This is a genomic window from Serinicoccus shuyuelongi, assembly GCF_045032955.1.
Lineage (GTDB): Bacteria > Actinomycetota > Actinomycetes > Actinomycetales > Dermatophilaceae > Ornithinicoccus.
Map to the genome: position 1 here is coordinate 1 of NZ_JBJFZU010000018.1, position 22,906 is coordinate 22,906.

At 72.8% G+C, this 22,906-nt stretch carries 21 protein-coding genes; 3 read left to right on the forward strand and 18 right to left on the reverse strand.

Annotation, left to right across the window (positions count from 1 at the left end; all coding sequences use genetic code 11):
* Positions 1-88: 88 nt before the first annotated feature.
* The 5 genes from ACI3EY_RS16395 to gatC form a co-directional block, all read right to left on the reverse strand.
* Complete coding sequence (locus ACI3EY_RS16395; protein WP_405041132.1) at positions 89-2,953, reverse strand: cell wall-binding repeat-containing protein; 2,865 nt, start codon at positions 2,951-2,953, stop codon at positions 89-91.
* A 169-nt stretch (positions 2,954-3,122) separates the two neighbouring features.
* Positions 3,123-4,100 (reverse strand): 2-hydroxyacid dehydrogenase, encoded by a 978-nt coding sequence (locus ACI3EY_RS16400; RefSeq protein ID WP_405035964.1) that lies wholly within the window; start codon positions 4,098-4,100, stop codon positions 3,123-3,125.
* A gap of 21 nt (positions 4,101-4,121) precedes the next feature.
* Positions 4,122-5,675 carry an Asp-tRNA(Asn)/Glu-tRNA(Gln) amidotransferase subunit GatB gene (gene gatB, locus ACI3EY_RS16405; protein ID WP_405035963.1) on the reverse strand — a complete coding sequence of 518 codons (1,554 nt, stop codon included), beginning with the start codon at positions 5,673-5,675 and terminating at the stop codon, positions 4,122-4,124.
* Complete coding sequence (gatA, locus tag ACI3EY_RS16410; RefSeq protein ID WP_405041133.1) at positions 5,672-7,222, reverse strand: Asp-tRNA(Asn)/Glu-tRNA(Gln) amidotransferase subunit GatA; 1,551 nt, start codon at positions 7,220-7,222, stop codon at positions 5,672-5,674. The genes gatB and gatA overlap by 4 nt, the downstream gene beginning before the upstream one ends.
* 1 nt (position 7,223) lies before the next feature.
* Positions 7,224-7,520, reverse strand: coding sequence for an Asp-tRNA(Asn)/Glu-tRNA(Gln) amidotransferase subunit GatC (gene gatC, locus ACI3EY_RS16415; protein WP_405035961.1), 297 nt, complete (start codon positions 7,518-7,520; stop codon positions 7,224-7,226).
* Positions 7,521-7,633: 113 nt separating this feature from the next.
* Here gatC and ACI3EY_RS16420 point away from each other — a divergent pair, with 113 nt between their 5' ends.
* On the forward strand, positions 7,634-8,449 hold the full coding sequence (locus ACI3EY_RS16420) for a hypothetical protein (protein ID WP_405041134.1): 816 nt from the start codon (positions 7,634-7,636) through the stop codon (positions 8,447-8,449).
* On the opposite strand, the gene ACI3EY_RS16425 is transcribed toward ACI3EY_RS16420, so the two are convergent.
* Together ACI3EY_RS16425 and ACI3EY_RS16430 are read right to left on the reverse strand one after the other, a co-directional pair.
* Positions 8,376-8,915, reverse strand: coding sequence for an NADPH-dependent FMN reductase (locus ACI3EY_RS16425; protein ID WP_405035959.1), 540 nt, complete (start codon positions 8,913-8,915; stop codon positions 8,376-8,378). The two genes, ACI3EY_RS16420 and ACI3EY_RS16425, sit on opposite strands and share 74 nt — an antisense overlap.
* Positions 8,916-8,998: 83 nt before the next feature.
* Positions 8,999-9,436 (reverse strand): glutaredoxin domain-containing protein, encoded by a 438-nt coding sequence (locus tag ACI3EY_RS16430; RefSeq protein WP_405035958.1) that lies wholly within the window; start codon positions 9,434-9,436, stop codon positions 8,999-9,001.
* 90 nt (positions 9,437-9,526) lie between these two features.
* Between ACI3EY_RS16430 and ACI3EY_RS16435 the strand changes: the two genes are divergently transcribed.
* Positions 9,527-10,954 carry an MFS transporter gene (locus ACI3EY_RS16435; protein WP_405041135.1) on the forward strand — a complete coding sequence of 476 codons (1,428 nt, stop codon included), beginning with the start codon at positions 9,527-9,529 and terminating at the stop codon, positions 10,952-10,954.
* A gap of 22 nt (positions 10,955-10,976) precedes the next feature.
* Complete coding sequence (locus ACI3EY_RS16440; protein ID WP_405041136.1) at positions 10,977-11,990, forward strand: serine hydrolase domain-containing protein; 1,014 nt, start codon at positions 10,977-10,979, stop codon at positions 11,988-11,990.
* Here the strand turns inward: ACI3EY_RS16440 and ligA are convergent.
* From ligA to ACI3EY_RS16495, 11 genes are all read right to left on the reverse strand, one after another.
* On the reverse strand, positions 11,987-14,125 hold the full coding sequence (gene ligA / locus ACI3EY_RS16445) for an NAD-dependent DNA ligase LigA (RefSeq protein ID WP_405041137.1): 2,139 nt from the start codon (positions 14,123-14,125) through the stop codon (positions 11,987-11,989). The genes ACI3EY_RS16440 and ligA overlap by 4 nt on opposite strands.
* A 57-nt stretch (positions 14,126-14,182) precedes the next feature.
* On the reverse strand, positions 14,183-14,803 hold the full coding sequence (locus tag ACI3EY_RS16450; protein ID WP_405041138.1) for a hypothetical protein: 621 nt from the start codon (positions 14,801-14,803) through the stop codon (positions 14,183-14,185).
* Positions 14,804-14,877: 74 nt separating this feature from the next.
* The gene (locus ACI3EY_RS16455; protein ID WP_405041139.1) at positions 14,878-15,870 is read right to left on the reverse strand and encodes a uroporphyrinogen decarboxylase/cobalamine-independent methonine synthase family protein; all 993 of its coding nucleotides are present in this window, start codon (positions 15,868-15,870) and stop codon (positions 14,878-14,880) included.
* A gap of 9 nt (positions 15,871-15,879) precedes the next feature.
* Complete coding sequence (locus ACI3EY_RS16460) at positions 15,880-16,497, reverse strand: SRPBCC family protein (RefSeq protein ID WP_405041140.1); 618 nt, start codon at positions 16,495-16,497, stop codon at positions 15,880-15,882.
* Positions 16,494-17,156 (reverse strand): DUF1345 domain-containing protein, encoded by a 663-nt coding sequence (locus ACI3EY_RS16465; RefSeq protein ID WP_405041141.1) that lies wholly within the window; start codon positions 17,154-17,156, stop codon positions 16,494-16,496. Before ACI3EY_RS16465 ends, ACI3EY_RS16460 begins: the two co-directional genes overlap by 4 nt.
* 74 nt (positions 17,157-17,230) lie before the next feature.
* Positions 17,231-18,331: a tRNA 2-thiouridine(34) synthase MnmA gene (gene mnmA, locus ACI3EY_RS16470; RefSeq protein WP_405035950.1), complete on the reverse strand. Its 1,101-nt coding sequence runs from the start codon at positions 18,329-18,331 to the stop codon at positions 17,231-17,233.
* Entirely contained in the window at positions 18,331-19,464 is a 1,134-nt protein-coding gene (locus ACI3EY_RS16475; protein ID WP_405041143.1) for a cysteine desulfurase family protein, read from the reverse strand. The genes mnmA and ACI3EY_RS16475 overlap by 1 nt, the downstream gene beginning before the upstream one ends.
* Positions 19,465-19,756: 292 nt before the next feature.
* Entirely contained in the window at positions 19,757-20,713 is a 957-nt protein-coding gene (locus tag ACI3EY_RS16480; RefSeq protein ID WP_405035949.1) for an electron transfer flavoprotein subunit alpha/FixB family protein, read from the reverse strand.
* Between the two features lie 35 nt (positions 20,714-20,748).
* Positions 20,749-21,534, reverse strand: coding sequence for an electron transfer flavoprotein subunit beta/FixA family protein (locus ACI3EY_RS16485; RefSeq protein ID WP_405035948.1), 786 nt, complete (start codon positions 21,532-21,534; stop codon positions 20,749-20,751).
* A gap of 125 nt (positions 21,535-21,659) precedes the next feature.
* A complete protein-coding gene (locus tag ACI3EY_RS16490; RefSeq protein ID WP_405041142.1) occupies positions 21,660-22,400 on the reverse strand; it encodes a hypothetical protein in 741 nt (246 codons plus the stop codon).
* On the reverse strand, positions 22,397-22,753 hold the full coding sequence (locus ACI3EY_RS16495; protein WP_405035946.1) for a PadR family transcriptional regulator: 357 nt from the start codon (positions 22,751-22,753) through the stop codon (positions 22,397-22,399). Before ACI3EY_RS16495 ends, ACI3EY_RS16490 begins: the two co-directional genes overlap by 4 nt.
* Between the last annotated feature and the right edge of the window lie 153 nt (positions 22,754-22,906).

The following is a 22,906-nucleotide window of genomic DNA, read 5'->3' on the forward strand; positions in this document are numbered from 1 at the left end:
CAGACGCAGGAGGGCCGGGACGGCGATGCCGTCCCGGCCCTCCTGGTCAGCTACCGGCCGGAGCCGGGTTCAGAGGACCTGTCGCTGGTCAGCCGACCCAGCCGGGGTAGTACTCGTTGAGCATGTCCTCGACATCCTGGGACACGGCGGTCGTGCCACCGAGGATGACGACCCGCTCCGGGCTCAGACGCTCGAGCTCGGCGAGGGTGGGGCCGGGCAGGTCGCCCTGACGGGTCAGCAGCACCGGCACCTCCTCGTGGCCCGCGAGCGCGGAGCCGGCCAGCGCGTCCGGGAAGTTCAGACCGGAGGCGATGTAGACGACCGGGACGTCCGTCTCGTGGATCTGCGAGACGGCGACCGCGGTGCGGTACCGGTCCAGACCGGACAGCCGCTCGTCGGCGCCGAGGGCGTCGAAGGTGGTGTCGTTGATGGCCTGCGTGCCACCGAGGACGACGATGCGCTCCGGTGCCAGCTCCTCCAGGGCCATCATCGTGGACCCCGGGACGCCGTCCGGGCGGGTCAGCAGGACGGGAGCGTTCTCGCTACCCGCACGGGCCGAACCGGTCAGGGCGTCCGCGAACGCCTCGTCCGCACCGGAGGCGACGTAGACGGTGTCGACGTCGCCGAAGAGCATCGCCAGGTTGGCGGCGGTCTCGTACCGGTTGTCACCGGCGACCCGCTCGACATCGCCCCAGGCCTCGAGCTGCCCCTCCACGTCCGCGGAGACGGCGCCCGTGCCACCCAGGATGACGATGTTGGACGGCTCGATCGCGTTCAGCGCGTTGATCGTCGCGCCCGGCAGGTTGTCGTTCCGGACCAGCAGCACCGGGGCGGGGTCGCCGTCGGGGGTGTTCATCGTCTGCGGGAGCACCCCACGCGACGCTGCCGGCGAACCGGACATGGCGTCGGCGAAGCCGGTACCGGAGGCGATGTAGACGGTGTCCGCACCGGCGTACAGGTCCGCGATGTCCGCGGCCGTGCCGTAACGGTCCTTGCCGGAGACCCGCTCGACCATGGGGTCGGGCTCGGGCTCCTCCTCGGCGACCTCGCCACGGGCCACGACCGGGATCGCGACCGTGGTCTCACCAGAGGTCCAGACGATCTCGCCCTGCTGCCACGCGGTGGTGTCGGCGCCGGTGTTGGCGACGCTGATGGTCACCTCGGCGGAGCCGCCGGCCGGGACGGTGACGCTGGCCGGCTCCACGACGACCTCGAGGGTCTCCGGGCCGGTGACGGTCGCGTCGAAGGTGGCCTCGGCCGAGCCGGGGTTGGTGACCGTCCGGGTCACCGTGGTGGCCTCGGCGCCCAGGGCGGGAACCGAGAGGTACGCGGCGTTCAGGTCGTACCCGGTGCTCGGGTCGGCCAGGAACGCGTCCCAGTCGGCCTCCGCGGAGTCGAAGACCAGGCCGGGGGCCAGGAAGTCCCGCGGGGCGACGAAGCCGCTGCCACCCACGAACGGGTCGTTGCTGACGTCGTCGGCGTAGTCGCCGGCCGAGGTCTGGATGGCCGACTTGACCGCCATCGGCGACCACTCCGGGTTCTCCGCCATCAGCAGCGCGCCGAGACCGGCGATGTGGGGCGACGACATGGAGGTACCCGTGATGTAGCCGTAGCCACCGACGACGGGGGCCAGCACCTCGATGCCGGGAGCACCGATGTCCGGCTTCACGATGGTCTGCTCTGCGTCGGCGACGGCCACCGGGCCGCGGCCGGAGAAGGAACCGATCGAGGGGACGGGGCCGTCCTCCTCGCGGTGCGAGGCGGCACCGACCGTGGTCTGCCACGGTCCGGTGTGCGCGACCGGGACGCCGTCCTCGGCGGAGTTGCCGGCGGAGGCGGCGACGAAGATGCCCGCCGCGGCGGCGTTCTTGAAGGCCAGGTCGACCGGGTCCTCGTAGGTCTCCGGGTCACCGCTGACCGAGAAGTTCAGCACGTCGACACCGTCGGCGATCGCGGCGTCGATCGCGGCGATCGAGTCCTCGTCGACGCAGCCGCTGCCCTGGACGAAGTCGAAGCACACCTTGTAGGCGGACAGGTGCGCACCGGGGACCATGCCGGCGATGTCGAACTGGTTGCCCCCGGTGTCCTCGAGCGGGACCTCGCGGCCGGCGGCGGTGCCGGCCACGTGGGTACCGTGCCCGTCGGTGTCCAGCGGGCTGACGCTCTCGGTGGGCAGCGGGGTGAAGCCGTTGGCCTCGGCGCCCTCGACGAAGTACCGGGCGCCGACGAGCTTGTCGCTGCACGCCTCGGCGGGGAAGTCACCAGCAGAGGCGCCCTCGCCGTCCTCGCACTCACCGGTGAAGGTGCTCGGCGGGGTCGGCATACCCTCGGCGGCGAAGGACTCGCTCCTGTAGTCGATGCCGGAGTCGATGACGCCCACGACCAGGCCCTCACCGGCGGCCATCGGGCCACCGAGCTGCTCCCAGACCCCACCGGCGCCACGCAGGCCCAGCAGGTCGGGGGACACGTCGGTGTCGGGCGAGGGAAGGCCCGGGCGGACCTCGATGCCGTTGTCGAGCTGACGCAGGGTGGACGGGGTGACCGAGCGGACGTCGTCGCGGGCCGCGAGCGCGGCCGCCTCGGCGGCGGTCAGCTGCGCGGAGAAGCCGTTGACGGCCACCGTGTAGCGGTAGGTCGGCTCGGCGGAGACGCCGTCCAGCACCGCGTCCTGCTGAGCGAGCAGGGTCTCGGTGTAGGCCTGCGCGGTCGCGGAGGTGGTGTCCACCTTCTGCGTGGTGGAGCCGGCGGTGGCCGGGTGGGTGGCCAGCGGCTGCGTGTTCAGGACGACGATGTACTGCCCGTCCTCGAAGTTCGCGGTGGTGGCGCTGATCGGCCCGGAGAAGACCGGACCATCGACGGCGGAGGCTGCCACGGGCAGCACTCCGGCGACCAGGCTGAGCCCGGCCACGGCAGCGAGGGCGCGTGAGGGCCCCGACTTCTTGCGGTGGTTCATTGCGATGTTTCCCCAGTTCGTTCTGCTCCCGGCCCAGGGCGCCTGTCGACGCGTCCTTGCTCCGGCAGTGGTGTGACGACACCTCCCCGGGTGTCGCATGGTGACCCTATACCGAATTCGTCGCCGTGGGTACCCATGGCATTCTCAGGAATCCCTGGCCGATTACCCCTCAGGAATGCGGGTCCACCCGGTGCTCGAGCACCCCTGAGTCGCGGTATGCGCACAACTGACGCCGCAGGTAGCTCCCCATCCGCGGCAGCCCGGCCGGTGAAGCGCCGCCGACGTGCGGGACCACCAGCACCCCGGGTGCGGACCACAACGGGTGCCCGTCGGGCAGCGGCTCCGGGTCGGTGACGTCGAGCGCCGCCCGTAGCCGGCCGGAGCTGCACTCGGCCAGCAGGGCGTCGGTGTCCACCACCGGCCCACGGCCCACGTTGACCACCAGGGCGTGGTCCGGAAGGACGGCCAGCTCCGCCGGCCCCAGCAGACCCCGCGTGCGGTCGGTGAGCGGCACGGCGAGGACGACGACGTCCGCGGTCGGCAGCAGCTCCGGCAGCCGGTCGATGCCGTGCACCCGGTCCACCAGCCCGTCACCGTCCCGGTCCCGGCTGGCGACCGCCACCACCTCGCACTCGCAGGCCAGCAGCCGTCGGGTCAGTGCGGTGCCGATCCCGCCGTAGCCGACCACCAGCACCCGGGAGTCCGCGAGCGAGCGCCACGGGTCGGGCGCCGACCGCTGCCAGCTGCCCTCCGCCTGGCGCAGGACGTGGTGCGGCAGCTGCCGCTGGGCGGCGAGGATCAGGGTCAGCGCGAGCTCGGAGGTGGCGGTGTCGTGCACCCCGACCGCGTTGGCCAGCTGCACGCCGTCGGGCAGGAACGGCAACGCGTGGTCGTACCCGGCCGTGGCGAGCACCACCGCGCGCACACCGGGGACCTCGCCCATCCGTCGCAGCCACGGGCTCCCGACCATCGGCAGCACCAGGATGTCGACGTCGTCATTCACACCGTCACCGACACCGACACCGTCGGCGCGTGGACGCACGCCGGGCACCGTGTCCGGGTCTGTCGGGTCGTAGCGCAGCACCTCGACGCCGTCGACCGGCGCGAGGTGGTCGGCGAGCTCGTCGGGGACGGCGGCGACGGGCATACCTGCTGGTCCGCTGCCCGCTCAGCCCTGGACGCCGAGGGTGTCCAGGATGAGCTGACGGGCCTTGCCGGCGTCCGCCTGGCCGCGCATCGCTTTCATCACCTGCCCGATGAGCGCGCCCACGGCCTGCACCTTGCCGCCCCGGATCCGCTCCACGACGTCCGGGTTGGCGGCGATCACCTCGTCCACGGCGGCCTGCAGCGCGCCGTCGTCCTGGACCAGCTCCAGGCCCCGGGCATCCGCGACCTGGACCGGGGTGCCCTCCCCGGCGAGCACGCCGTCCAGCACCTGCCGGGCCATCGAGTCGTTGAGCCGACCGTCGGTGACCAGGCCGTCCAGCTCGGCGATGTGGGCAGGCGTGACCCCGAGGTCGAGCACCGTGGAGTCCGGGCCCTCGCCCTTGGCCCGGCGGGCCAGCTCACCCATCCACCACTTGCGGGCGGCGGCCGGGGAGGCGCCGGCGGCGACGGTCTCCTCGATCACCTCGACGGCACCGGCGTTGACCACGTCCCGCATCTCGAGGTCGGAGTAGCCCCAGTCCCCCTGCAGGCGGCGGCGGCGCTCGGCCGGGTTCTCGGGCAGGGTCGCACGCAACCGCTCGACGTGGTCGCGGGTGGGCGCGACCGGCACCAGGTCGGGCTCCGGGAAGTAGCGGTAGTCGTCCGCGTCCGACTTGGGCCGGCCCGACGTGGTGATGCCGGTGTCCTCGTGCCAGTGCCGGGTCTCCTGGAAGATCGCGTCGCCGGCGTCCAGGACGGCCGCGTGGCGGGTCATCTCGTAGCGCACCGCCCGCTCCACCGAGCGTAGGCTGTTGACGTTCTTGGTCTCCGTGCGGGTGCCGAGCACGTCCGCCCCCGGGAGCATCAGCGAGACGTTGGCGTCGCAGCGCAGCGACCCCTGCTCCATCTTCACGTCGGAGACGTCGAGCGCCCGCAGCAGGTCGCGCAGCACCGCGACATAGGCCTTGGCCACCTCCGGCGCCCGGTCCCCCGCCCCGCGCAACGGGCGGGTGACGATCTCGATCAGGGGAATGCCGGCGCGGTTGTAGTCGACCAAGGAGTGGGACGCACCGTGAATACGCCCGGTGGCGCCACCGACGTGCGTCGACTTACCGGTGTCCTCCTCCATGTGCGCGCGCTCGATCTCCACCCGGTAGGTGAAGGCCTCACCGCCGGACTCGTTCTCCGGGACCTCCACGTCCAGATAGCCGTCGAAGGCGATCGGCTCGTCGTACTGGCTCGTCTGGAAGTTCTTCGGCATGTCCGGGTAGAAGTAGTTCTTCCGGGCGAAACGGCACCATTCCGCGATGCTGCAGTTCAGCGCCAGGCCGATCCGGATGGCCGACTCCACCGCAGTCGCGTTGACCACCGGCAGCGCACCCGGCAGGCCCAGGCACACCGGGCAGGTCTGGGTGTTGGGGTCCGCTCCGAAGCCGGTCGCGCAGCCGCAGAACATCTTCGTCGCGGTGCCCAGCTCGACGTGCACCTCCAGGCCGATCACCGGCTCGTAGCGGGACATCGCCTCGTCGAAGGGGACGACGGCCTCGGCCGATCCGGTGGACGTGTGCGTGCTCATGCTGTCACCTCGATCTCGGGGGCCTGCTCGATGACGTAACCACCCTGCTTCTGCCGCAGCCGCGCCTCCAGGGCCGCGCCCACGGCATACAGGCGCTGGTCCTGCATGGCCGGCGCGAGCAGCTGCAGCCCGGCGGGCAGGCCGTCCTCGTCGGCGAGCCCGGAGGGCACCGACATCCCGGGCACGCCGGCCAGGTTGGCGGGGATGGTGGCGATGTCGTTGAGGTACATCGCCATCGGGTCCTGCGTCTTGTCGCCGATCTTGAAGGCGGTGGTCGGCGCGGTGGGGCTGACCAGCACGTCGACCTGCTCGAAGGCCGCCTCGAAGTCGCGGGCGATGAGGGTGCGGACCTTCTGCGCCTGGCCGTAGTAGGCGTCGTAGTAGCCGCTGGACAGGGCGTAGGTGCCCAGGATGATCCGGCGCTTGACCTCCTCGCCGAAGCCCGCGTCCCGGCTGGCGCCCATCACCTGCTCGGCGCTGGGGCTGTCCTCCGGGGTCTCGCGCAGGCCGTAACGCATGGCGTCGTAGCGGGCCAGGTTGCTGCTCGCCTCGGACGGCAGGATCAGATAGTAGGCGGCCATCGCGTAGCCGAAGTGCGGGCAGGAGACCTCGACGATCTCCGCCCCCAGGTCGCGCAGCTGGTCCAGCGCCTCCTCGAAGCGGGCCAGCACCCCGGGCTGGAAGGCGGCGGTCCCCGACCCGCTGATCTCGGTGACGACGCCGACCCGCAGGCCGGTCAGGTCCGCGCCGGAGGCGGACGCGGCCTCGGCGGCGGCCACCACGTCCGGCACCGGTGCGTCGATCGAGGTGGAGTCCATCGGGTCGTGTCCCGCGATCACCGCGTGCAGCAGCGCCGCGTCGATGACCGTCCGGGCGCACGGGCCGATCTGGTCCAGGCTGGAGGCGAGCGCGATCACCCCGTAACGGCTGACCGCGCCGTAGGTCGGCTTGGCGCCGACGGTGCCGGTGACGGCGGCGGGCTGGCGGATGGAGCCGCCGGTGTCGCTGCCGATCGCGAGCGGCGCCAGGTATGCCGCGACCGCCGCGCTGCTGCCGCCGCCGGACCCGCCGGGGATCCGGTCCAGGTCCCACGGGTTGCGGGTCGGGCCGAAGGCGGAGTGCTCGGTCGAGGAGCCCATCGCGAACTCGTCCATGTTGGTCTTGCCGAGGATCGGCATCCGGGCGTCCCGCAGCCGGGTGACGATGGTGGCGTCGTAGGGCGGGACGAAGTGCTCCAGCATCCGGCTGCCGGCCGTGGTGGTCAGGCCCTGGGTGCAGGCGATGTCCTTGACGGCGACCGGGACACCGGCCAGCCGGGGCAGCTGCTCACCGTGCGCACGGGCGGCGTCCACCTCGCGGGCGGTGGCCAGCGCGCCGTCGGCGTCGACGAGCAGGAAGGCGTTGAGGGTGGGGTTGAGCCGTGCGATCCGGTCCAGGTGGGCCTGGGTGAGCTCGACCGAGGTGAGGGTGCCGGCCGCGAGACGGTCGGCCATCTCGGTGGCGGTCAGCCGGGTGACGTCCTGTGCGGGGGTGGTGTGGTCGCTCATCTCACTCCTCGTCCAGGATGCGCGGCACCGCGAAGCGGTCGTCCTGCGAGGCCGGGGCGTTGGCCAGCGCCTGCTCGGCGCTCAGGCTGGGACGCACCTCGTCCGGGCGGGTGACGTTGGCCAGGGGCAGCGGGTGCGACATCGGGGGCACGTCGTCGGAGGCGACCTCGCCGACCTGGCTGACCCAGTCGACGATCTGGTCGAGCTGCTCGGCGAGGACGTCGAGCTCGTGGTCCTCGAGCTCGATCCGGGCCAGCATGGCGACGTGCGCGACGTCTTCGCGCGAGAGGTGGGACATGCGGGCCAGTCTAGGTCGCACCCCGCACGCCCACCGAACGCCTCGCGCTGCCCGACCGGGCGTCTCCACTTGCCGAACAGGGCGTCCCGGCGTGCCGCACCTACGCTGCCGCCATGCCCCACGACCTCACCCGTTCCCCGGACGCGGAGGACTTCCGGACCCTGGCCAGGAGCGCGCCGTGGCTCTTCACGACCCTGCACTGGACCCAGCGCGCCACCGGCGAGGGCGCCCGCAGCGGCACGGGCGACATCGCCGAGGCCTGGATGGACCGAGCCGCCCAGCGGGTGACGGTGCGCAGCCGGGGGCAGGTCGAGACCGTCGAGGGGGTCCCCTGCTCCCGGACCTTCCTCCTGGCCTGGGCGGGAGACGGCGCCCCGAACGGCTCAGCGCCGGTCGAGGCCGTGCCCGACAGGGACGAGGGGGTGCTGCGCCGGGCCGACGGCCTGGTCACCACGCGCCCACCCGGCTGGTCCGACGACCACTCGGACCCGATGTACGGCAACTACCGGTGGACGGCGATGCTCGACCCGGCCGAGCTGGCCGACGGGGTGGCGGTCAGCGACGTCACCGAGGTCGAGCTGCGCGGGCGGCGCACCTGGCAGGCGGTATGCCGTCCGCTGGTCGACGCCTATGCCCCGCGTTGCGGCTGCTGCCCCCTGCTGGACAGCGTCGCGAGCCGGCTCGTCGAGTACGGACCGGACGACCCGAACGCCGCGACCGACCGGGAGCTGCTGCCGACGGCATACCTGGTCAGCCTGGACGTGCGCACCGGGATCGTGGTCGACGTGAGCCCGCTGGACGGCGCCGGCGAGGGCACCAGCTTCGTCAACGAGATCCACGCGGTGGACGGACCGCTCAGGCCGCCTGCGGCCGATCCACCAGCTGCGCCAGCACCTCACGCACCTGACGGGCCAGGTCTGCGTCCCTGAGCCCGTCCTCCGCGAAGGCGTCCAGCGACGACGCGATGCCCACGGTGTCCTCCAGCGGCTCCGCACCGGCCACCCGCAGCACCCGCAGGGCGTCCTCCCGGGCCCAGCGGGCCGCGTTCGGGGAGGCGGACGCCCCGAGCACCGCGACCGGCTTGCCGGCGATCGAGCTGGCGCCGCGCGGGCGTGAGGCCCAGTCGATCGCGTTCTTGAGCACGCTGGGCAGGCTCCCGTTGAACTCGGGCGTCGCCAGGATCAGCGCGTCGCTCGCGGCGATCTCGGCGCGGAAGGCGGCCACCGACTCCAGCGCGGTGTCCACGTCCAGGTCCTGGTCGTAGTGCGGCAGCAGCGCCGGCCAGCTGCTCACCCGGGCGTGCACCCCCTCGGGAAGCTCCGCGATGGCGGCGTCCGCGAGGCGACGGTTGGAGGAGTCGGCGCGGAGGCTGCCGACGAGCACGAGCACGTCCATGGGTGACTGACCTTTCGTCGGGGTAGATGACAGGTCAAGCACCCCTGCTGCCGAACCTATTCCGACGCCGGAGGTCGATCAGGTCACACCCGCTGCAGCCGCTCCTTGACCACCGCGGGGTCCGGGTTCGTCACCGGTATGCCGTCGATCACCACGGTCGGGACGGTCTCGTTGCCGTCGTTGACGCTGCGGACGAAGGCCGCGGCGTCCTCGTCGTCCCAGATGTTCACCCAGGTCGCGCGGTCGCGCAGCCCTCCGAGGCGGGCCTTGAGCATCGCGCAGAATCCACAGCCGGGCCGCCAGTAGACGACGACCCCCGACGCACCTTCCTGGACCATGTGCTCCACCTCCTGCTGCGTGCTGCCACCGCCGCGACCCCGCCATGGTGAGGTCCACCAGGCCAGCGCGAGCGCCAGCACACCGTAGCCCACGGCCCACGCCGGGTCGCCGTTCCGGGCGAAGTTCGCCACCACCACGACCATCAGCGCGACCAGCAGGACCCACAGCCATCTGTTCCTCATCACCCCAGCCTGACCGACGCCACCCCCGGTGGCCTCCCCCGCAGGAAGGAGATCGGGCTCCGCGGCGGTGCTGGTCCTACGCTGAACCGGGTGAGCACCCGTCCTGCGCAGAAGTACCTCTCGGCGACCTCCACCCGGGGCCGGGTGATGCTGGCCGCGGTGACGCTGGGCTCAGGGGTGGCGATCCTGGACGGCTCGGTCGTCAACGTCGCGCTGCGCAGCATCGGTGACGACCTCGGCGCCACCCTCCCCCAGCTGCAGTGGGTGATCGGCGGCTACCTGCTGGCCCTGGCCAGCCTGGTGCTGGTCGCCGGCGCGCTGGGCGACCGGCTGGGCCGTCGCCGGGTCTACCTCGTCGGGATGACCTGGTTCCTGGTGGCCTCGGCCCTGTGCGCGCTGGCCCAGGACCCGTGGCAGCTGGTCGGCGCCCGGGTCGTCCAGGGGGTCGGTGCGGCGTTGCTCACCCCGGGGGCGCTGGCGCTGATCCAGGCGAGCTTCGCCCCGGGGGAGCGCGCCCGGGCGATCGGCACCTGGGCCGGGGTGTCCGGGATCGCCGCCGCCGTCGGCCCGCTGGTCGGCGGCTCGATCGTGGACACCACCACCTGGCGGTGGATCTTCGCGATCAACATCCCGATCTGTCTGGTGGTCGCGGCGCTGACCTGGTGGTCCGCGCCGGAGAGCCGGGACACCGAGAGCACCGGGGCGTTCGACGTGGTCGGTGCACTCCTGGTGGTGCTCACGCTGGGCGCCTCGACCTGGGCGCTGACCACGGCGGCCGAGGCCAGCACCGGTGCCCTGGTGCTGGCCTGGGTGGTGACCGGCCTCGGCGCCGCCGGGTTCCTGCTCCGCTCCCGGCGGACGGCATACCCCCTGGTGCCGTTGCACCTGTTCTCCTCCCGGGTCTTCTCCGCCGCCAACGCGATGACGCTGCTGGTGTATGCCGCGCTCGGCGCGGTGATGCTCTTCGTCGTGGTGCAGCTGCAGGTGTCCTCGGGCTGGTCGGCGCTGGACTCCGGCCTCGCCGGGCTACCGGTCACGGTGGCGTTGCTGCTGCTCTCCCCCCGTGCGGCGGCCCTGGCGGACCGGATCGGCCCCCGTGTCCCGATGACCGTCGGCCCCCTGGTCTGCGGCCTCGGGGTGGCGATGATGGTCGGGATCGGTGAGGGCACCCGGTGGTGGGGGGTGCTCCCCGGGATGGTCGTCTTCGCGCTCGGGCTGGCACTGCTCGTCTCCCCGCTGACGGCGGCGGTGCTGGCGGCGGTCGCGGACCGGTTTGCCGGTCTGGCCAGCGGCATCAACAACGCGGTCGCCCGCACCGGGTCGCTGCTGGCGGTGGCCGCACTGCCGGCGCTGGTCGGCCTCTCGGGCGACGACTACACCGACCCGGTGGCCTTCACCGCTGGCTACCGCTGGGCGATGGTGATCTGCGCGCTACTGCTGGTGGCCGGCGGCCTGGTCAGCTGGCTCGGCCTGCGCGAGCAGGGCCCCGGTGCGGAAAAACGGGAGGCGCGGGCCTGAGCCGGGTCGCTAGCCTCCGGGCATGACCAGCGACCCGCAGACCCTCTTCGCCGCCCTGGACAAGACCGCCCGGGACGGCGGATTCAGCGGTGTCGTGTCCGTCGACCTCGGTGAGCAGGTGCACGTCGCCGGACACGGCCTCGCCGACCGCCGTCACCAGGTGCCGGTGCGACCGGGGACCCGGTTCGCGATGGCCAGCGGGAGCAAGGCCTTCACCGCGCTGGCCGTGCAGTGCCTCGTCGAGGACGGCGTCCTGTCGCTGGACACCACGGCGCGGTCCCTGCTCGGCGCTGACCTGCCGCTGGTGGACGACGCGGTCACCGTGCGACACCTGCTGGAGCACACCTCGGGGATCGGCGACTACCTGGACGAGGAGGCGCTCGGCGACATCACCGAGTACGTGCTGCGCACCCCCGTGCACCGGCTGGAGGAGACGGAGGCGTTCGTCGCCGAGCTCGACGGGTACCCGCAGGTGTCCCCGCCCGGTGAGCGCTTCGCCTACAACAACGGCGGTTACGTGCTGCTGGCGCTGCTGGCGGAGCGGGCCGCACGCCTGCCCTTCCACGACCTGGTGCAGCAGCGGGTGCTGGACCCGGCCGGCCTCACCGGCACGGGCTTCCCGCGCGCGGACCAGCTGCCGGCGGACGTGGCGATCGGTTACCTGCACGAGCACGGCTCCGACCGCACCAACGTGCTGCACCTGCCGGTGCGTGGCAACGGGGATGGCGGCGCCTGCACCACCGCCGCCGACCTGAGCCGCTTCTGGCGGGCCTTCCTGGAGGGACGGATCGTCTCCGAGTCCGCGGTGGCCGAGATGACGCGACCACGGGTCACCGTGGAGGACGAGGGCCTGCGCTACGGGCGCGGGTTCTGGCTGGACCTGGACGGGCCGGGCGTGGTGCTGGAGGGGTGTGACGCGGGCGCCTCGATGCGCACCCGCGTCGACCCGCGGTCCGGGCTGGTCGTCTCGATCCTGTCCAACACCTCCGAGGGCGCCTGGCCGGTGATCTCCCGCCTGCAGGACGAGCTGGGCTAGTCCGGCGAGCCGGTCGCGAGCAGCCGCACGAAGGCCTCCTCGTCCAGCACCGGCAGCCCCAGCTCCTCGGCCTTGGCCGCCTTGGAACCGGCGTTGGCGCCGACCACCACGAAGTCGGTCTTCTTGCTCACCGACCCCGAGGCCTTCCCGCCCCGGGAGACGATGGCCTCCTTGGACTCGTCCCGGGAGAACCCCTCGAGCGAACCGGTGACGACCACCGTCCGCCCCTCGAGCGTGCGCTCGATGCTGGTGTCCCGCTCGTCCTCCATGCGCACCCCGTCGGCGGCCCACCGCTCGACGATCTCGCGGTGCCAGTCCACCGCGAACCATTCCTTCACCGACTCGGCGATGATCTGGCCGACGCCGTCGGTGGCGGCCAGCTCCTCGGTGCTGGCCGCGCGGATCGCCTCCATCGAGCCGAGCTCGGTGGCCAGCGCCCTGGCGGCGGTCGGTCCCACGTGCCGGATCGACAGCGCCACCAGCACCCGCCACAGCGGTTGGCTGCGCACCTGCTGCAGGTTCTCGACGAGCTTGTGCCCGTTGGCCGAGAGCACCCGGCCCTCCACCACCGACTCCGGCGGGTCGGTCTTGCGGGCGGCCCGGGTGTAGAGCGGCACCCGGGCGATGTCCTGCTCGGTGAGCGAGAAGAGGGTGGCTTCGTTGGTCAGCACCCCGGCGTCCAGCAGGGCGCCGACGCCCTCGCCGCCCAGCGCCTCGATGTCGAAGGCCCCCCGGCCCGCCAGGCTGAACAGGCGCTCCCGCAGCTGCGCCGGGCAGGCTTTGCTGTTCGGGCACCGGATGTCCTTGTCGCCCTCCTTCTGCGGGCGCAGCTCGGTGCCGCAGGAGGGGCAGTGGGTCGGCATCACGAACTCCCGCTCGGTGCCGTCCCGCAGGTCGGCCACCGGTCCCAGGATCTCGGGGATGACGTCACCCGCCTTGCGCAGCACCACGGTGTCGCCGATCAGCACCCCCTTGCGGCGCACCTCGTGCTGGTTGTGCAACGTCGCCCGCTCCACGGTCGACCCGGCCACCAGCACCGGCTCCATCAACCCCCACGGGGTGACCCTGCCGGTGCGGCCCACGTCCACCCGGATGTCGAGCAGCCGGGTGGTGACCTCCTCCGGCGGGTACTTGTAGGCGATGGCCCAGCGCGGCGCCCGCGAGGTCGCCCCGAGCTGGCGCTGCACCGCGACCTCGTCCACCTTGACGACGACCCCGTCCAGCTCGTGCTCGACGTCGTGCCGGTGGTCCCCGTAGTAGCGGACGATCTCGTGCACCTCCTCGCGGGAGGCGACCACCCTCGCCCGGTCGCTGACCGGCATACCCCAGGCCTTGAGGACGGTGTAGGCCTCGCTCTGGGCGGTGATGTCGAACCCGGTCCGGGCGCCGATCCCGTGCACCAGCATCCGCAGCGGCCGCGCGGCGCTGACCCGGGGGTCCTTCTGCCGCAGCGACCCGGCGGCCGAGTTGCGCGGGTTGGCGAACGGCGCCTTGCCCGCCTCGACCAGGGACGCGTTGAGCTCGGCGAAGGCCTCGATCGGGAAGAAGACCTCGCCCCGGATCTCGACCTGACCGGGGATGGGGATCTCCGGGCCGTCGCCCTGCTCCTGCGGCGGCGTCAGCCGGTGCGGCACCCCCTCGATGGTGCGGACGTTGAGGGTCACGTCCTCCCCCGTCCGACCGTCACCGCGGGTCAGCGCCTGGGTGAGCAGCCCGCCGGTGTAGAGCAGGTTGACGGCGAGGCCGTCGATCTTGAGCTCGCAGAGGTAGTGCACCTGGGCCCCGCCCGACTCGCGTTCGACCCGGTCGAACCACTCGTCCAGCTCCTCGGGGGAGAACGCGTTGTCCAGGCTGAGCATCCGCTCGAGGTGGTCGACCGCGGTGAACTCGGTGGAGAAGGTGCCGCCCACCCGCTGGGTCGGGCTGTCCGGGGTGCGCAGCGCCGGGTGCTCCCGCTCCAGCTCCTCCAGCTCACGCAGCAACGCGTCGAACTCGCCGTCGGTGACCGTCGGCGCGTCCCGCACGTAGTAGGCGAACTGGTGCGCCGTGATCTGCTCGGCCAGCTCGGCCGATCGTCGCTTCGCCCCCTCCGGGGGTTCGGCGCCGGGACTGCTCGAGGGGCTGGTGTCGGTCACGTGCTCAGTCTGACGCACGGCTCCGACACCAGCCCCTCGGGCGGTGGCGCTCCCGGGTCAGCGGGTGGCGGCGAAGTAGGCGCTGGACTCCTTGCGCCACAGCAGGAAGATCACGGCGGCCGCGATCGCGGCGCTCAGCAGGGAGAGGACCAGGTTGAGAGCCCCACCGCTGCCCATGCCGGGCATGCCACCGACCCCGGCCAGGCTGATGAGGGTGCCGACGATGTTGAGCGCCCCCAGGACGGTGGCGACGATCCGGGCCCAGCCCTTGCCCTTGCCGTTGAAGACGGCCAGCAGGAACCAGATCGCGGCGACGATGACACCGAAGATCGGCCCGCCCCACATCGCGCCCATCACGGCGGCGTCGACCATGGCGGGGTCGACCGTCTGGCCGGCGGACTCCATCTCCTCCTGCATCTGCTGGCGCAGGGTCTCCTCGTCGGAGAAGAGCACCGTCAGACCGGAGACCAGCGACAGCACACCACCGGCATACATCAGCTTCTGCGCGAGGCCCACCGGCTGCGGCTTGGCCACGGCCTGCGCGGGCGCGGCACCGTAGCCCGAGCCCTCCGCACTGGGGGCGGCCTGGTAGCCGCCCGTGCGCTCCGGCTGCGGAGCGTCAGGGTCGTGGTGGTACGGGTCCGGCTGGTTCGGGTCCTGGCCCGGGTTCTGCGTCATGGTTCCCCTTCATCGGTCTGCGGTGCGCACCATCGGTGCGGCACCCAACCTAACGGGAACGTCAACCACCTGTCTCAGGTCTCGCCGTGCTCGGCGAGCCGCGTCGCGACGCGCAGGCCCGCCCGGGTCGCCGCGAGCGCGGCGGGGGTGCTGCCGGCGAGCCCGCACGGGGTCGTGAGGGTGAGGTCCTGCAGCCGCTCCCGGGGCAACCCCAGCTCGTGCCAGTGCCGCAGCAGGCCCTGCTCGGCGTCCGGCTCCTCGACCCGCAGTCCCGCCCACAGCGCCAGGCCGTCCTCGACCGCCTCCGCCACCTGGTCCCAGCGCCGCGTGTCCAGCCGGGGCAGGTCGAGCGCCACGAACCCGGCGCCCGCCTCGCGCAGCACGTCGACCGGTGGGTCCCCGGCACAGGTATGCACCCCCACCAGTGCGGCGGACCGCCCGCCGGCGCTCAGCACCTCACCGAGTGCCGCGACCACCTCCCCGTGCTCGGGGACGCGCAGCACCCGGTAGCCCGACTCGGACCGGATCCTGCCCAGCAGCACCGCGCTCAGGGAGGGCTCGTCGACCTGCAGCACCAGCTGCGCGCCCGGCACCAGCCGGGACACCCGGTCCAGGTGGCCGCGCACCCCCTCGGCCAGGGAGCCCACCACGTCCCGGGTGGCGCCCGGGTCGTCCAGCACCCGGTCCCCCAACGGCCGCCAGAGCGAGGCCGCGAGCGTCCACGGCCCGGCCACCTGCACCTTCAGCGGACCGGCATACCCGTCGAAGGCCTCGGCCAGCTCGTCGAGGTCCTGGCCCCACAGCGACGCCGCCCGCTCCGCGTCCCGGCCGGGCCGGTCCACCAGGCGCCAGCCCTGCGGCTGCAGGTCGACCGGCAGGTCCACCAGCAGGTGCGCGGACCGGCCGACCAGGTCGGCACCGGGACCGCGGGCTGGCAGCTCCGGCAGGTACGGGACGGGGCGCACGCCCTCGGAGACCGCGTCCGGGCCGAGCTCGTCACGGATGATCCGCAGCGCCTCGCGCACGTCGCTGCCCGGCCAGGAACCGATACCCGTGACGTCGACCATCCGGCCACTCTAGGGGCGGCGGGCCGAGGGGCCGCCCTCGGCGAGGTCTCGCAGCGTCTGCAGCTGCTTGCGCATCATCACGAGGTCACCCCAGGCCAGCAGGTGCTGCCGCGCCGTGCCCAGCCGACCACGCCGCCCGGAGCATGCCGCCGGGCTGCCGGGGCCCAGGCTCAGCACGGCGACGAGACGCGCGCCGGCACCGGCCGGGCGCACGGCATACGTCACCAGGACCTCACCGAAGACCCACCGGGCCGGACCGGGCCGCAGCTCCAGGGTGAGCTCGGCGCCCTCGACCACGTGCACCGCGGTGAAGATCGTCATCACCCGCTGACCGGTCTCGAGCGCTCCCAGGTCGGAGCGCAGCGCCCGCGGGGAACGACGCCCCGCGTTGTCGACCCAGTCGTAGGAGTACGGCGCCACCCTGAGGTTGCCGAGCCAGGCATAGACCTGACCGGGCGAGGCCGCCACGCTGACCGCGCGAACCGCCCGCCGGGCCGTGCCGCCCCGCCGCCGGGCCCTCTGGTCGCACCGGTAGTCGGCCGCGACCTCCTGTGGGGTGGCGCCCCAGACCCAAGGCAGCCCCCGCGCGTGCGCCGGACCCGCTGCTCGGCCCGGCGCCTCGCTCACGTGAGCACGCTGACCACGACCGCGAGCACCACGGTGTTGAAGACGAAGGCGACCAGGGTGTGCACGGTCGCGGTGCGCCGCACCGGGGTGGTGCGCAGCTCGACGTCGGTCGTCCCGAAGGTCGAGGAGACCGCCACCGCCAGGTAGAGGTAGTCGGTCAGCGGCCGGGCCACGTCCCGGGAGCCGTCCGGGAAGCCCAACGCCTCGCCGCTGCTCTGCAGGTCCTCGGCCAGGTAGGCGACGGTGAAGGAGACCGCGACCGTCACCCAGGCGGTGACCACCAGCAGCACCCCCAGCGCCATCCGGACGTCGTCGCCGAAGGCGGAGGGGATGGTCATCGTCCCCGGCAGCCAGAGCACCGTGACCAGCAGCGCCGCCACCCCGACCGAGATCGACATCCCGGGCCCGGGTGCGGTGCCGTAGACGTAGCGCTGCATCCAGCTGCCACGCTCCTCGGTGCGCGCCCACACCTCGACCCGCTTCGCCGGGGCCAGGTGGAAGACGACGACGGTGAGCAGCGTGTAGCAGGAGAAGTAGAGGATGAGCCAGACCACCAGCAGGTCCGCGGCCAGGCTGCTCACCGTCTCCGGCCGGGGAATCACCCCCACCCAGCCCAGCAACAGCGCGACCGTGGTGGACAGCACCGTCACCGCGCTCACCCTCGGCAGCTCGCCCAACCAGCGCTCGGGCCGTGTCCACGCCTTCATCCCCACCCCTGTCCCAGACCTCGCCGTCACCGGCGCTCCTGTCGTCCGCTGCCGCTGATGGTCGCGGACCCGACCACCCGGGTCCCGTCGTAGAGCACCACGGACTGTCCGGGGGCCACCCCCCTGATCCGCTCGGCCAGCCGCACGGTCACGGTCTCGGGTATGCCGTCCCGCTCGAGCACCTGCACGCGCGCCGGGTACTCCTGGCCGTGGGCCCGGATCTGGGCGCCGAGCCCGACCTCGCCGGTCGGGGCCGGACCGCACCAGCGCAGGTGGTCGCCGTGCACCAGGTCGACACCCAGCAGCTCCTCGGGACCCACCACCACCGTGTTGGAGCGGGTGTCGGTGGAGACGACATACCGGGGGCGGCCGTCGGCGGCCGGCACCTTGAGCCCCAGACCGCGGCGCTGGCCGACCGTGTAGCCGTGCGCGCCCTCGTGCTCGCCGAGCACCTCGCCGTCGGCGTCCACGATCGGGCCGGTGCGCTCCCCCAGACGGCCGGCGAGCCAACCCCGGGTGTCGCCGTCGGCGATGAAGCAGATGTCGTGGCTGTCCGGCTTCTTGGCGACGGAAAAACCACGCAACCTCGCCTCTTCCCTGATCTGCGGCTTGGTGGTGTCGCCGAGCGGGAAGAAGCTGCGGGACAGCTGGTCGGCGTCCAGCACCCCGAGCACGTAGGACTGGTCCTTGGCGTCGTCGACCGCCCGGTGCAGCTCGCGCCCCCCGTCCCCCTCCACGATCTGGGCGTAGTGACCGGTGGCGACGGCGTCGAAGCCGAGGGCGAGCGCCTTGTCCAGCAGGGCCGCGAACTTGATCTTCTCGTTGCAGCGCAGGCAAGGGTTGGGGGTGCGGCCGGCGGCATACTCCGCGGCGAAGTCCTCGACCACGTCCTCGCGGAACCGCTGCGCCATGTCCCACACGTAGAACGGGATCCCCAGCCGGTCGGCCACCCGGCGGGCGTCCCCGGCGTCCTCGATCGTGCAGCACCCGCGGGCGCTCTCGCGCAGGGTGCTCGCCGACTGGGACAGGGCCAGGTGCACCCCGACCACCTCGTGGCCGGCGTCCAGCATCCGGGCGGCGGCGACGGCCGAGTCGACACCCCCGCTCATCGCGGCGACCACCCGCATCAGGCGGACCTGCGGGTGGCGGCGTGGGCGCGGCGGGCGCGTTCCAGGGCGGTGGGCAGGGCGGCCAGGAAGGCGTCCACGTCGGCCCGGGTGGAGTCGTGCCCGAGGGTCAGGCGCAGGGCCCCCTTCGCCCGCTCCTGCGCGACTCCCATGGCCAGCAGAACGTGGCTCGGCCGGGGGACCCCGGCCTGGCAGGCGGAGCCGGTCGAGCAGGCGACCCCGGCGGCGTCGAGGAGGTAGAGCAGCGAGTCGCCCTCGCAGTCGGCCACCTGCAGGTGGGCGTTACCGGCCAGCCGGGAGGTGGTGTCGCCGGGGCTCCACGGCCCGGACACGCTGATCCCGGCCTCGAGCGCCAGCGCCCCCTCGATGAGCGCGTCGCGCAGGCCGACCAGGTGCTGGACGTGCCGGTCCCGACGCTCGACCGCCAACGTCAGCGCCAGCGCGATCCCCGCGATCGCGGGGGTGTCCAGGGTGCCGGAGCGCAGCTGACGCTCCTGTCCGCCACCGTGGGTGAGCGGCACCGGGCTCTGGTCCCGGCCGGCGGTGAGCACGCCCACCCCGAGCGGGGCGCCGATCTTGTGGCCGGTGACGACGCCGAGGTCGACGACCGACAGGTCGAGCGGAAGCTGGCCCACCGCCTGCACCGCGTCGGAGTGGACGGTGACGCCCTGGGCGTGGGCCAGCTCGGCGAGCTCGGCGACGGGCTGCACGGTGCCCACCTCGTTGTTGGCCCACATCACGCTGGCCAGCGCCACGGTGTCCGGGCCGCCGTCGGCCACCAGCGCCTCGGCGAAGGCCTCCGGGCTGATCCGGCCCTGCGGGTCCGGCTCGACCCAGGTGACCCGGGCCCCCTGCGAGGTCACCAGGTGCTCGACCGGGTCGAGCACGGCGTGGTGCTCGATGCCGCTCACGACCAGGCGGTCCCGGCGCGGGTCCGCCGCGCGACGGGCGGCATACGTGCCCTTGAGCGCGAGGTTGTCGGACTCGGTGCCGCCGGAGGTGAAGACGACCTCCGAGGGGCGCACCCCGAGCGTGTGCGCCACCTGCTCGCGGGACTCCTCGACCACCCGGCGCGCACGGCGGCCAGGGTCGTGCAGGGAGCTGGCGTTGCCGGTCCGGCGCATCTCCCGCATCACGACCTCAAGGACCTCCTCCAGCACCGGCGTGGTCGCGGCGTGGTCGAGGTAGGCGTGCCCGGCCACGTCCCGGGACCCCGGGTGGGGGGTGCGGGACGAGGAGGACTGGGGTGCCGTGACGGGCGTGGAAGGTGTGGACATCACCGTTCAGTCTAGAAGCGCATCCCGACCGAGCGTCTCGCCGTGCCGATCAGGGCGTCTCGCCGTGCCGATCAGGGCGTCTCGCCGTGCGCAACCGGTGCCAGGCGAGCAATCCGAGACGCTCGGTCCGGCACGTCGAGCCGCTCGGTCAGGACTTGCGGGACTGGATCTGCTCGGCGGCCTGCGGCAGCACGGTGAACAGGTCGCCGACGACGCCGTAGTCGACCAGCTCGAAGATCGGCGCCTCCTCGTCCTTGTTCACCGCGACGATCGTCTTGGACGTCTGCATCCCGGCCCGGTGCTGGATGGCCCCGGAGATCCCGGCGGCGACGTAGAGCTGCGGGGACACGGAGACACCGGTCTGCCCGACCTGGTGGCTGTGCGGGTACCAACCGGCGTCCACCGCGGCGCGGGAGGCGCCGACCGCGGCACCCAACGCGTCCGCCAGGGTCTCCACCGGGCCGAAGTCCCCGCCGGTCCCGCGACCACCGGAGACGACGATCGCCGCCTCCGCCAGGGACGGACGACCGGACTGCTCCTTGGCCGCCCGTGCGGTGATCCGGGCGCTGCGCGCGACGTCCGAGATCTGCACCGTGACGCTCTCCTCGACGGGGGTCGCGGGCGCCTCCTCGGCGGTGATGCTGTTCGGCTTGACGGTGATGACCGGGCTGCCCTGGGTGACCTGGCTGGTCACCGTGTAGCTGCCGGCGAAGACCGACTGGGTGGTGCTCACCCCGCCGTCGGTGGCCTGCACGTCGACGGCGTCGGTGACCACCCCGGAGGAGGTCTTGATCGCCAACCGCCCGGCGATCTCCTTACCGTCGTTGCTGGAGGCGATGAGCACGGCCGTCGGGGCGGTGCGCCCCACCAGGTCGGCGAGCAGCTCGGCGACCGGCGCGACCAGGTGCTCGGCGTAGACCGGCTCCTCGGCGAGGTACACCTTCACGGCGCCGTGCCGGGCCAGGGACTCCTGCGCCGCGGCATACCCCTGACCGACGAAGACGGCGGAGGGCTCTCCCAGCCGCCGGGCGGCGGTCAGCATCTCGGCGGTGGTCTTGCGGACCTCTCCGTCGACGTGGTCGACCAGGACGAGGACTTCACTCATGTCAGGTGCTCCTTGGTATGTCGTGTCCGGTCGGGTCAGGCGAGGCGGCGGTCGGCGAGGAACTGCGCGAGCGCGGCCCCACCCTCGCCCTCGTCCGTGACGACCTCGCCGGCGGCGCGCGGCGGACGGGCCTCGGCCTGGGTCACGGTCGTCCACGCGGCGGCCAGGCCGACCTGCGCGGGGTCCACGCCGAGCTCGGCCAGGTCCCAGGTCTCGACCGGCTTCTTCTTGGCCGCCATGATCCCCTTGAACGAGGGGTAGCGCGGCTCGTTGATCTGGTCGGTGACCGAGACGACGGCCGGCAGGGTGGCCTCGACGGTCTCGGAGTAGGCCTCGTTGTCGCGGCGGATGACCACGGTGCGACCGTCCGCGTCGACGGTCAGCTCGGAGGCGAAGGTGACCTGCGGCAGCTCCAGCCGCTCGGCCAGCATCGCGGGGACCACCGACATCACGCCGTCGGTGGAGGCCAACCCGGTGAGGACCAGGTCGACGTCGCCGATCTTGCGGACGGCCTGGGCCAGCACCAGCGAGGTGGCGACGGAGTCGGAGCCGGCGATCGCGTCGTCCAGGACGTGGACGCCCTTGTGCGCGCCCATCTGCAGGCCCTTCTTGAGGGCGGTCGCGGCGTCGTCCGGCCCCATCGTCAGGAGGGTGACCTCCCCCTCACCGGCCTCGACGATCTTGAGGGCCTCCTCGACGGCATACTCGTCCAGCTCGGAGAGCAGGCCGTCGACCCCGTCCCGGTCGGTGGTGTTGTCGGGCTCGAAGGTGCGGTCGCCCTGGGCGTCCGGCACGTACTTCACACAGACGACGATGTTCACTGCTCACGTCCTCGTGGTTGCGGGATCAAGTCCGTCCCATCATGGCACCTGACGCGGACGTCAAGGCAACCGGGAGGGTACGCCGTGCCGCGGCGCCGGGGGCGCGCCCCGGGTCAGGGTCGGGGTCAGGTGAAGAGGGTCGGCACCCAGCCCAGCAGCACCAGGAAGACCAGCAGCACCGGGTAGAGCAGGGTGAACGTCCAGCGGCGCCGCTGCGCACCGGGGGCCGTCGTCTCCCCCGGTGCGGTGACGACCCCGTCGCGGAAGGTCCGGTAGGCGATGACGCTGGAGGCCAGCAGCGCCAGTGCGCCGACCAGGGCCGACCCGAGCACCGGCAGGGTGAAGAGCTCCTCCCGCCAGAGCAGCTGGACGACGACGAAGCTGCCGATCATCAGGACAGGCGCCGCCACGGTGACCCACCGCCGCCGGATCAGCACCCGGAGGGTGGCCTCGGGGGCGGCCAGCAGCACCGTGGTCATCAGCGCGAGCAGGGCCGTCGAGGCGAGGTCGCCGCCGGTGACGGCCAGCTCCCCGTTCTGCAACCAGCCGGTGATCGCCCGGTTGGTGAGCAGCAGACCGGCCAGACCGAGGCAGATGTGGAACAGGTCGACCCGGCGCAGAGAGGTTTCCCGGTCCGCCCCGGCGGGCAGCGCACGGGCATAGGCGACCGGGTCGCCGAAGATCTCCTCGGCGCCCTCGCCGGACTCCTGGACGTGGCTCTCGACCGTCACCAGGTCGTCACCGAGCCGGGCGGGCTGCACGCCGATGAGGTTGCGTTCCACCAGGAAGGCGTCGAGCCAGCCCGGGTCCACGGACGGCGCCAGGTGGCGGGGGTCCATCGCGTCCTTCGAGGTCCTCATGGTCATCGCTCGCTCCCTGCGTCGGCCGGCGCACCGTCGGTGAGCCGGCGGGTGATGGTGGTGAAGTCGGCCCAGCGGGCGGCCTGCTCGTCGGCGTGTCGACGCCCCTGGAGGGTGAGCGCGTAGAACTTCCGCCCGGGGCCGCCGTCCCCCGGGCGCCACTCGACCTCGACGTGCCCAGCCTCCTCGAGACGCCCGAGCAACGGATAGAGGGTGCCGCCCTTGACGGCCCCGAGACCGGACGCCGCCAACCGCTGGGTGATCGCATAGCCGTAGCTGGGCCCCTCCAGCAGGATCCGCAGCACGCATACCCCGAGCACTCCGCGCAGCCACTCGGTGGGCCACTGCTCTGTGTTCATATCTAGATCGTATGCCTGACTAGTCAGGCACGTCAACTAGAGCGAGTGCGAAGCGGAAGCTGAGCAACCACCGGCGACGCCCGGTGGCCTGTGATCCACCAACGAGCGTCGTGACGGGGTGCTCACAGACCGAACGAGCGTCGGGTGTGGTTG

What these genes read in the sequence shown, in the direction of transcription:
- ACI3EY_RS16440 (WP_405041136.1), top strand. Translation starts at nt 10,977, where the DNA reads ATGACCAGCGACCCGCAGACCCTCTTCGCCGCCCTGGACAAGACCGCC.
- ACI3EY_RS16425 (WP_405035959.1), bottom strand. Translation starts at nt 8,915, where the DNA reads ATGGACGTGCTCGTGCTCGTCGGCAGCCTCCGCGCCGACTCCTCCAAC.
- gatB (WP_405035963.1), bottom strand. Translation starts at nt 5,675, where the DNA reads ATGAGCACGCACACGTCCACCGGATCGGCCGAGGCCGTCGTCCCCTTC.
- ACI3EY_RS16400 (WP_405035964.1), bottom strand. Translation starts at nt 4,100, where the DNA reads ATGCCCGTCGCCGCCGTCCCCGACGAGCTCGCCGACCACCTCGCGCCG.
- gatC (WP_405035961.1), bottom strand. Translation starts at nt 7,520, where the DNA reads ATGTCCCACCTCTCGCGCGAAGACGTCGCGCACGTCGCCATGCTGGCC.
- ACI3EY_RS16480 (WP_405035949.1), bottom strand. Translation starts at nt 20,713, where the DNA reads ATGAGTGAAGTCCTCGTCCTGGTCGACCACGTCGACGGAGAGGTCCGC.
- ACI3EY_RS16420 (WP_405041134.1), top strand. Translation starts at nt 7,634, where the DNA reads ATGCCCCACGACCTCACCCGTTCCCCGGACGCGGAGGACTTCCGGACC.
- ACI3EY_RS16430 (WP_405035958.1), bottom strand. Translation starts at nt 9,436, where the DNA reads ATGAGGAACAGATGGCTGTGGGTCCTGCTGGTCGCGCTGATGGTCGTG.
- ACI3EY_RS16395 (WP_405041132.1), bottom strand. Translation starts at nt 2,953, where the DNA reads ATGAACCACCGCAAGAAGTCGGGGCCCTCACGCGCCCTCGCTGCCGTG.
- ACI3EY_RS16450 (WP_405041138.1), bottom strand. Translation starts at nt 14,803, where the DNA reads ATGACGCAGAACCCGGGCCAGGACCCGAACCAGCCGGACCCGTACCAC.
- gatA (WP_405041133.1), bottom strand. Translation starts at nt 7,222, where the DNA reads ATGAGCGACCACACCACCCCCGCACAGGACGTCACCCGGCTGACCGCC.
- mnmA (WP_405035950.1), bottom strand. Translation starts at nt 18,331, where the DNA reads ATGCGGGTGGTCGCCGCGATGAGCGGGGGTGTCGACTCGGCCGTCGCC.
- ACI3EY_RS16495 (WP_405035946.1), bottom strand. Translation starts at nt 22,753, where the DNA reads ATGAACACAGAGCAGTGGCCCACCGAGTGGCTGCGCGGAGTGCTCGGG.
- ACI3EY_RS16475 (WP_405041143.1), bottom strand. Translation starts at nt 19,464, where the DNA reads ATGCGGGAGATGCGCCGGACCGGCAACGCCAGCTCCCTGCACGACCCT.
- ACI3EY_RS16455 (WP_405041139.1), bottom strand. Translation starts at nt 15,870, where the DNA reads ATGGTCGACGTCACGGGTATCGGTTCCTGGCCGGGCAGCGACGTGCGC.
- ACI3EY_RS16490 (WP_405041142.1), bottom strand. Translation starts at nt 22,400, where the DNA reads ATGACCATGAGGACCTCGAAGGACGCGATGGACCCCCGCCACCTGGCG.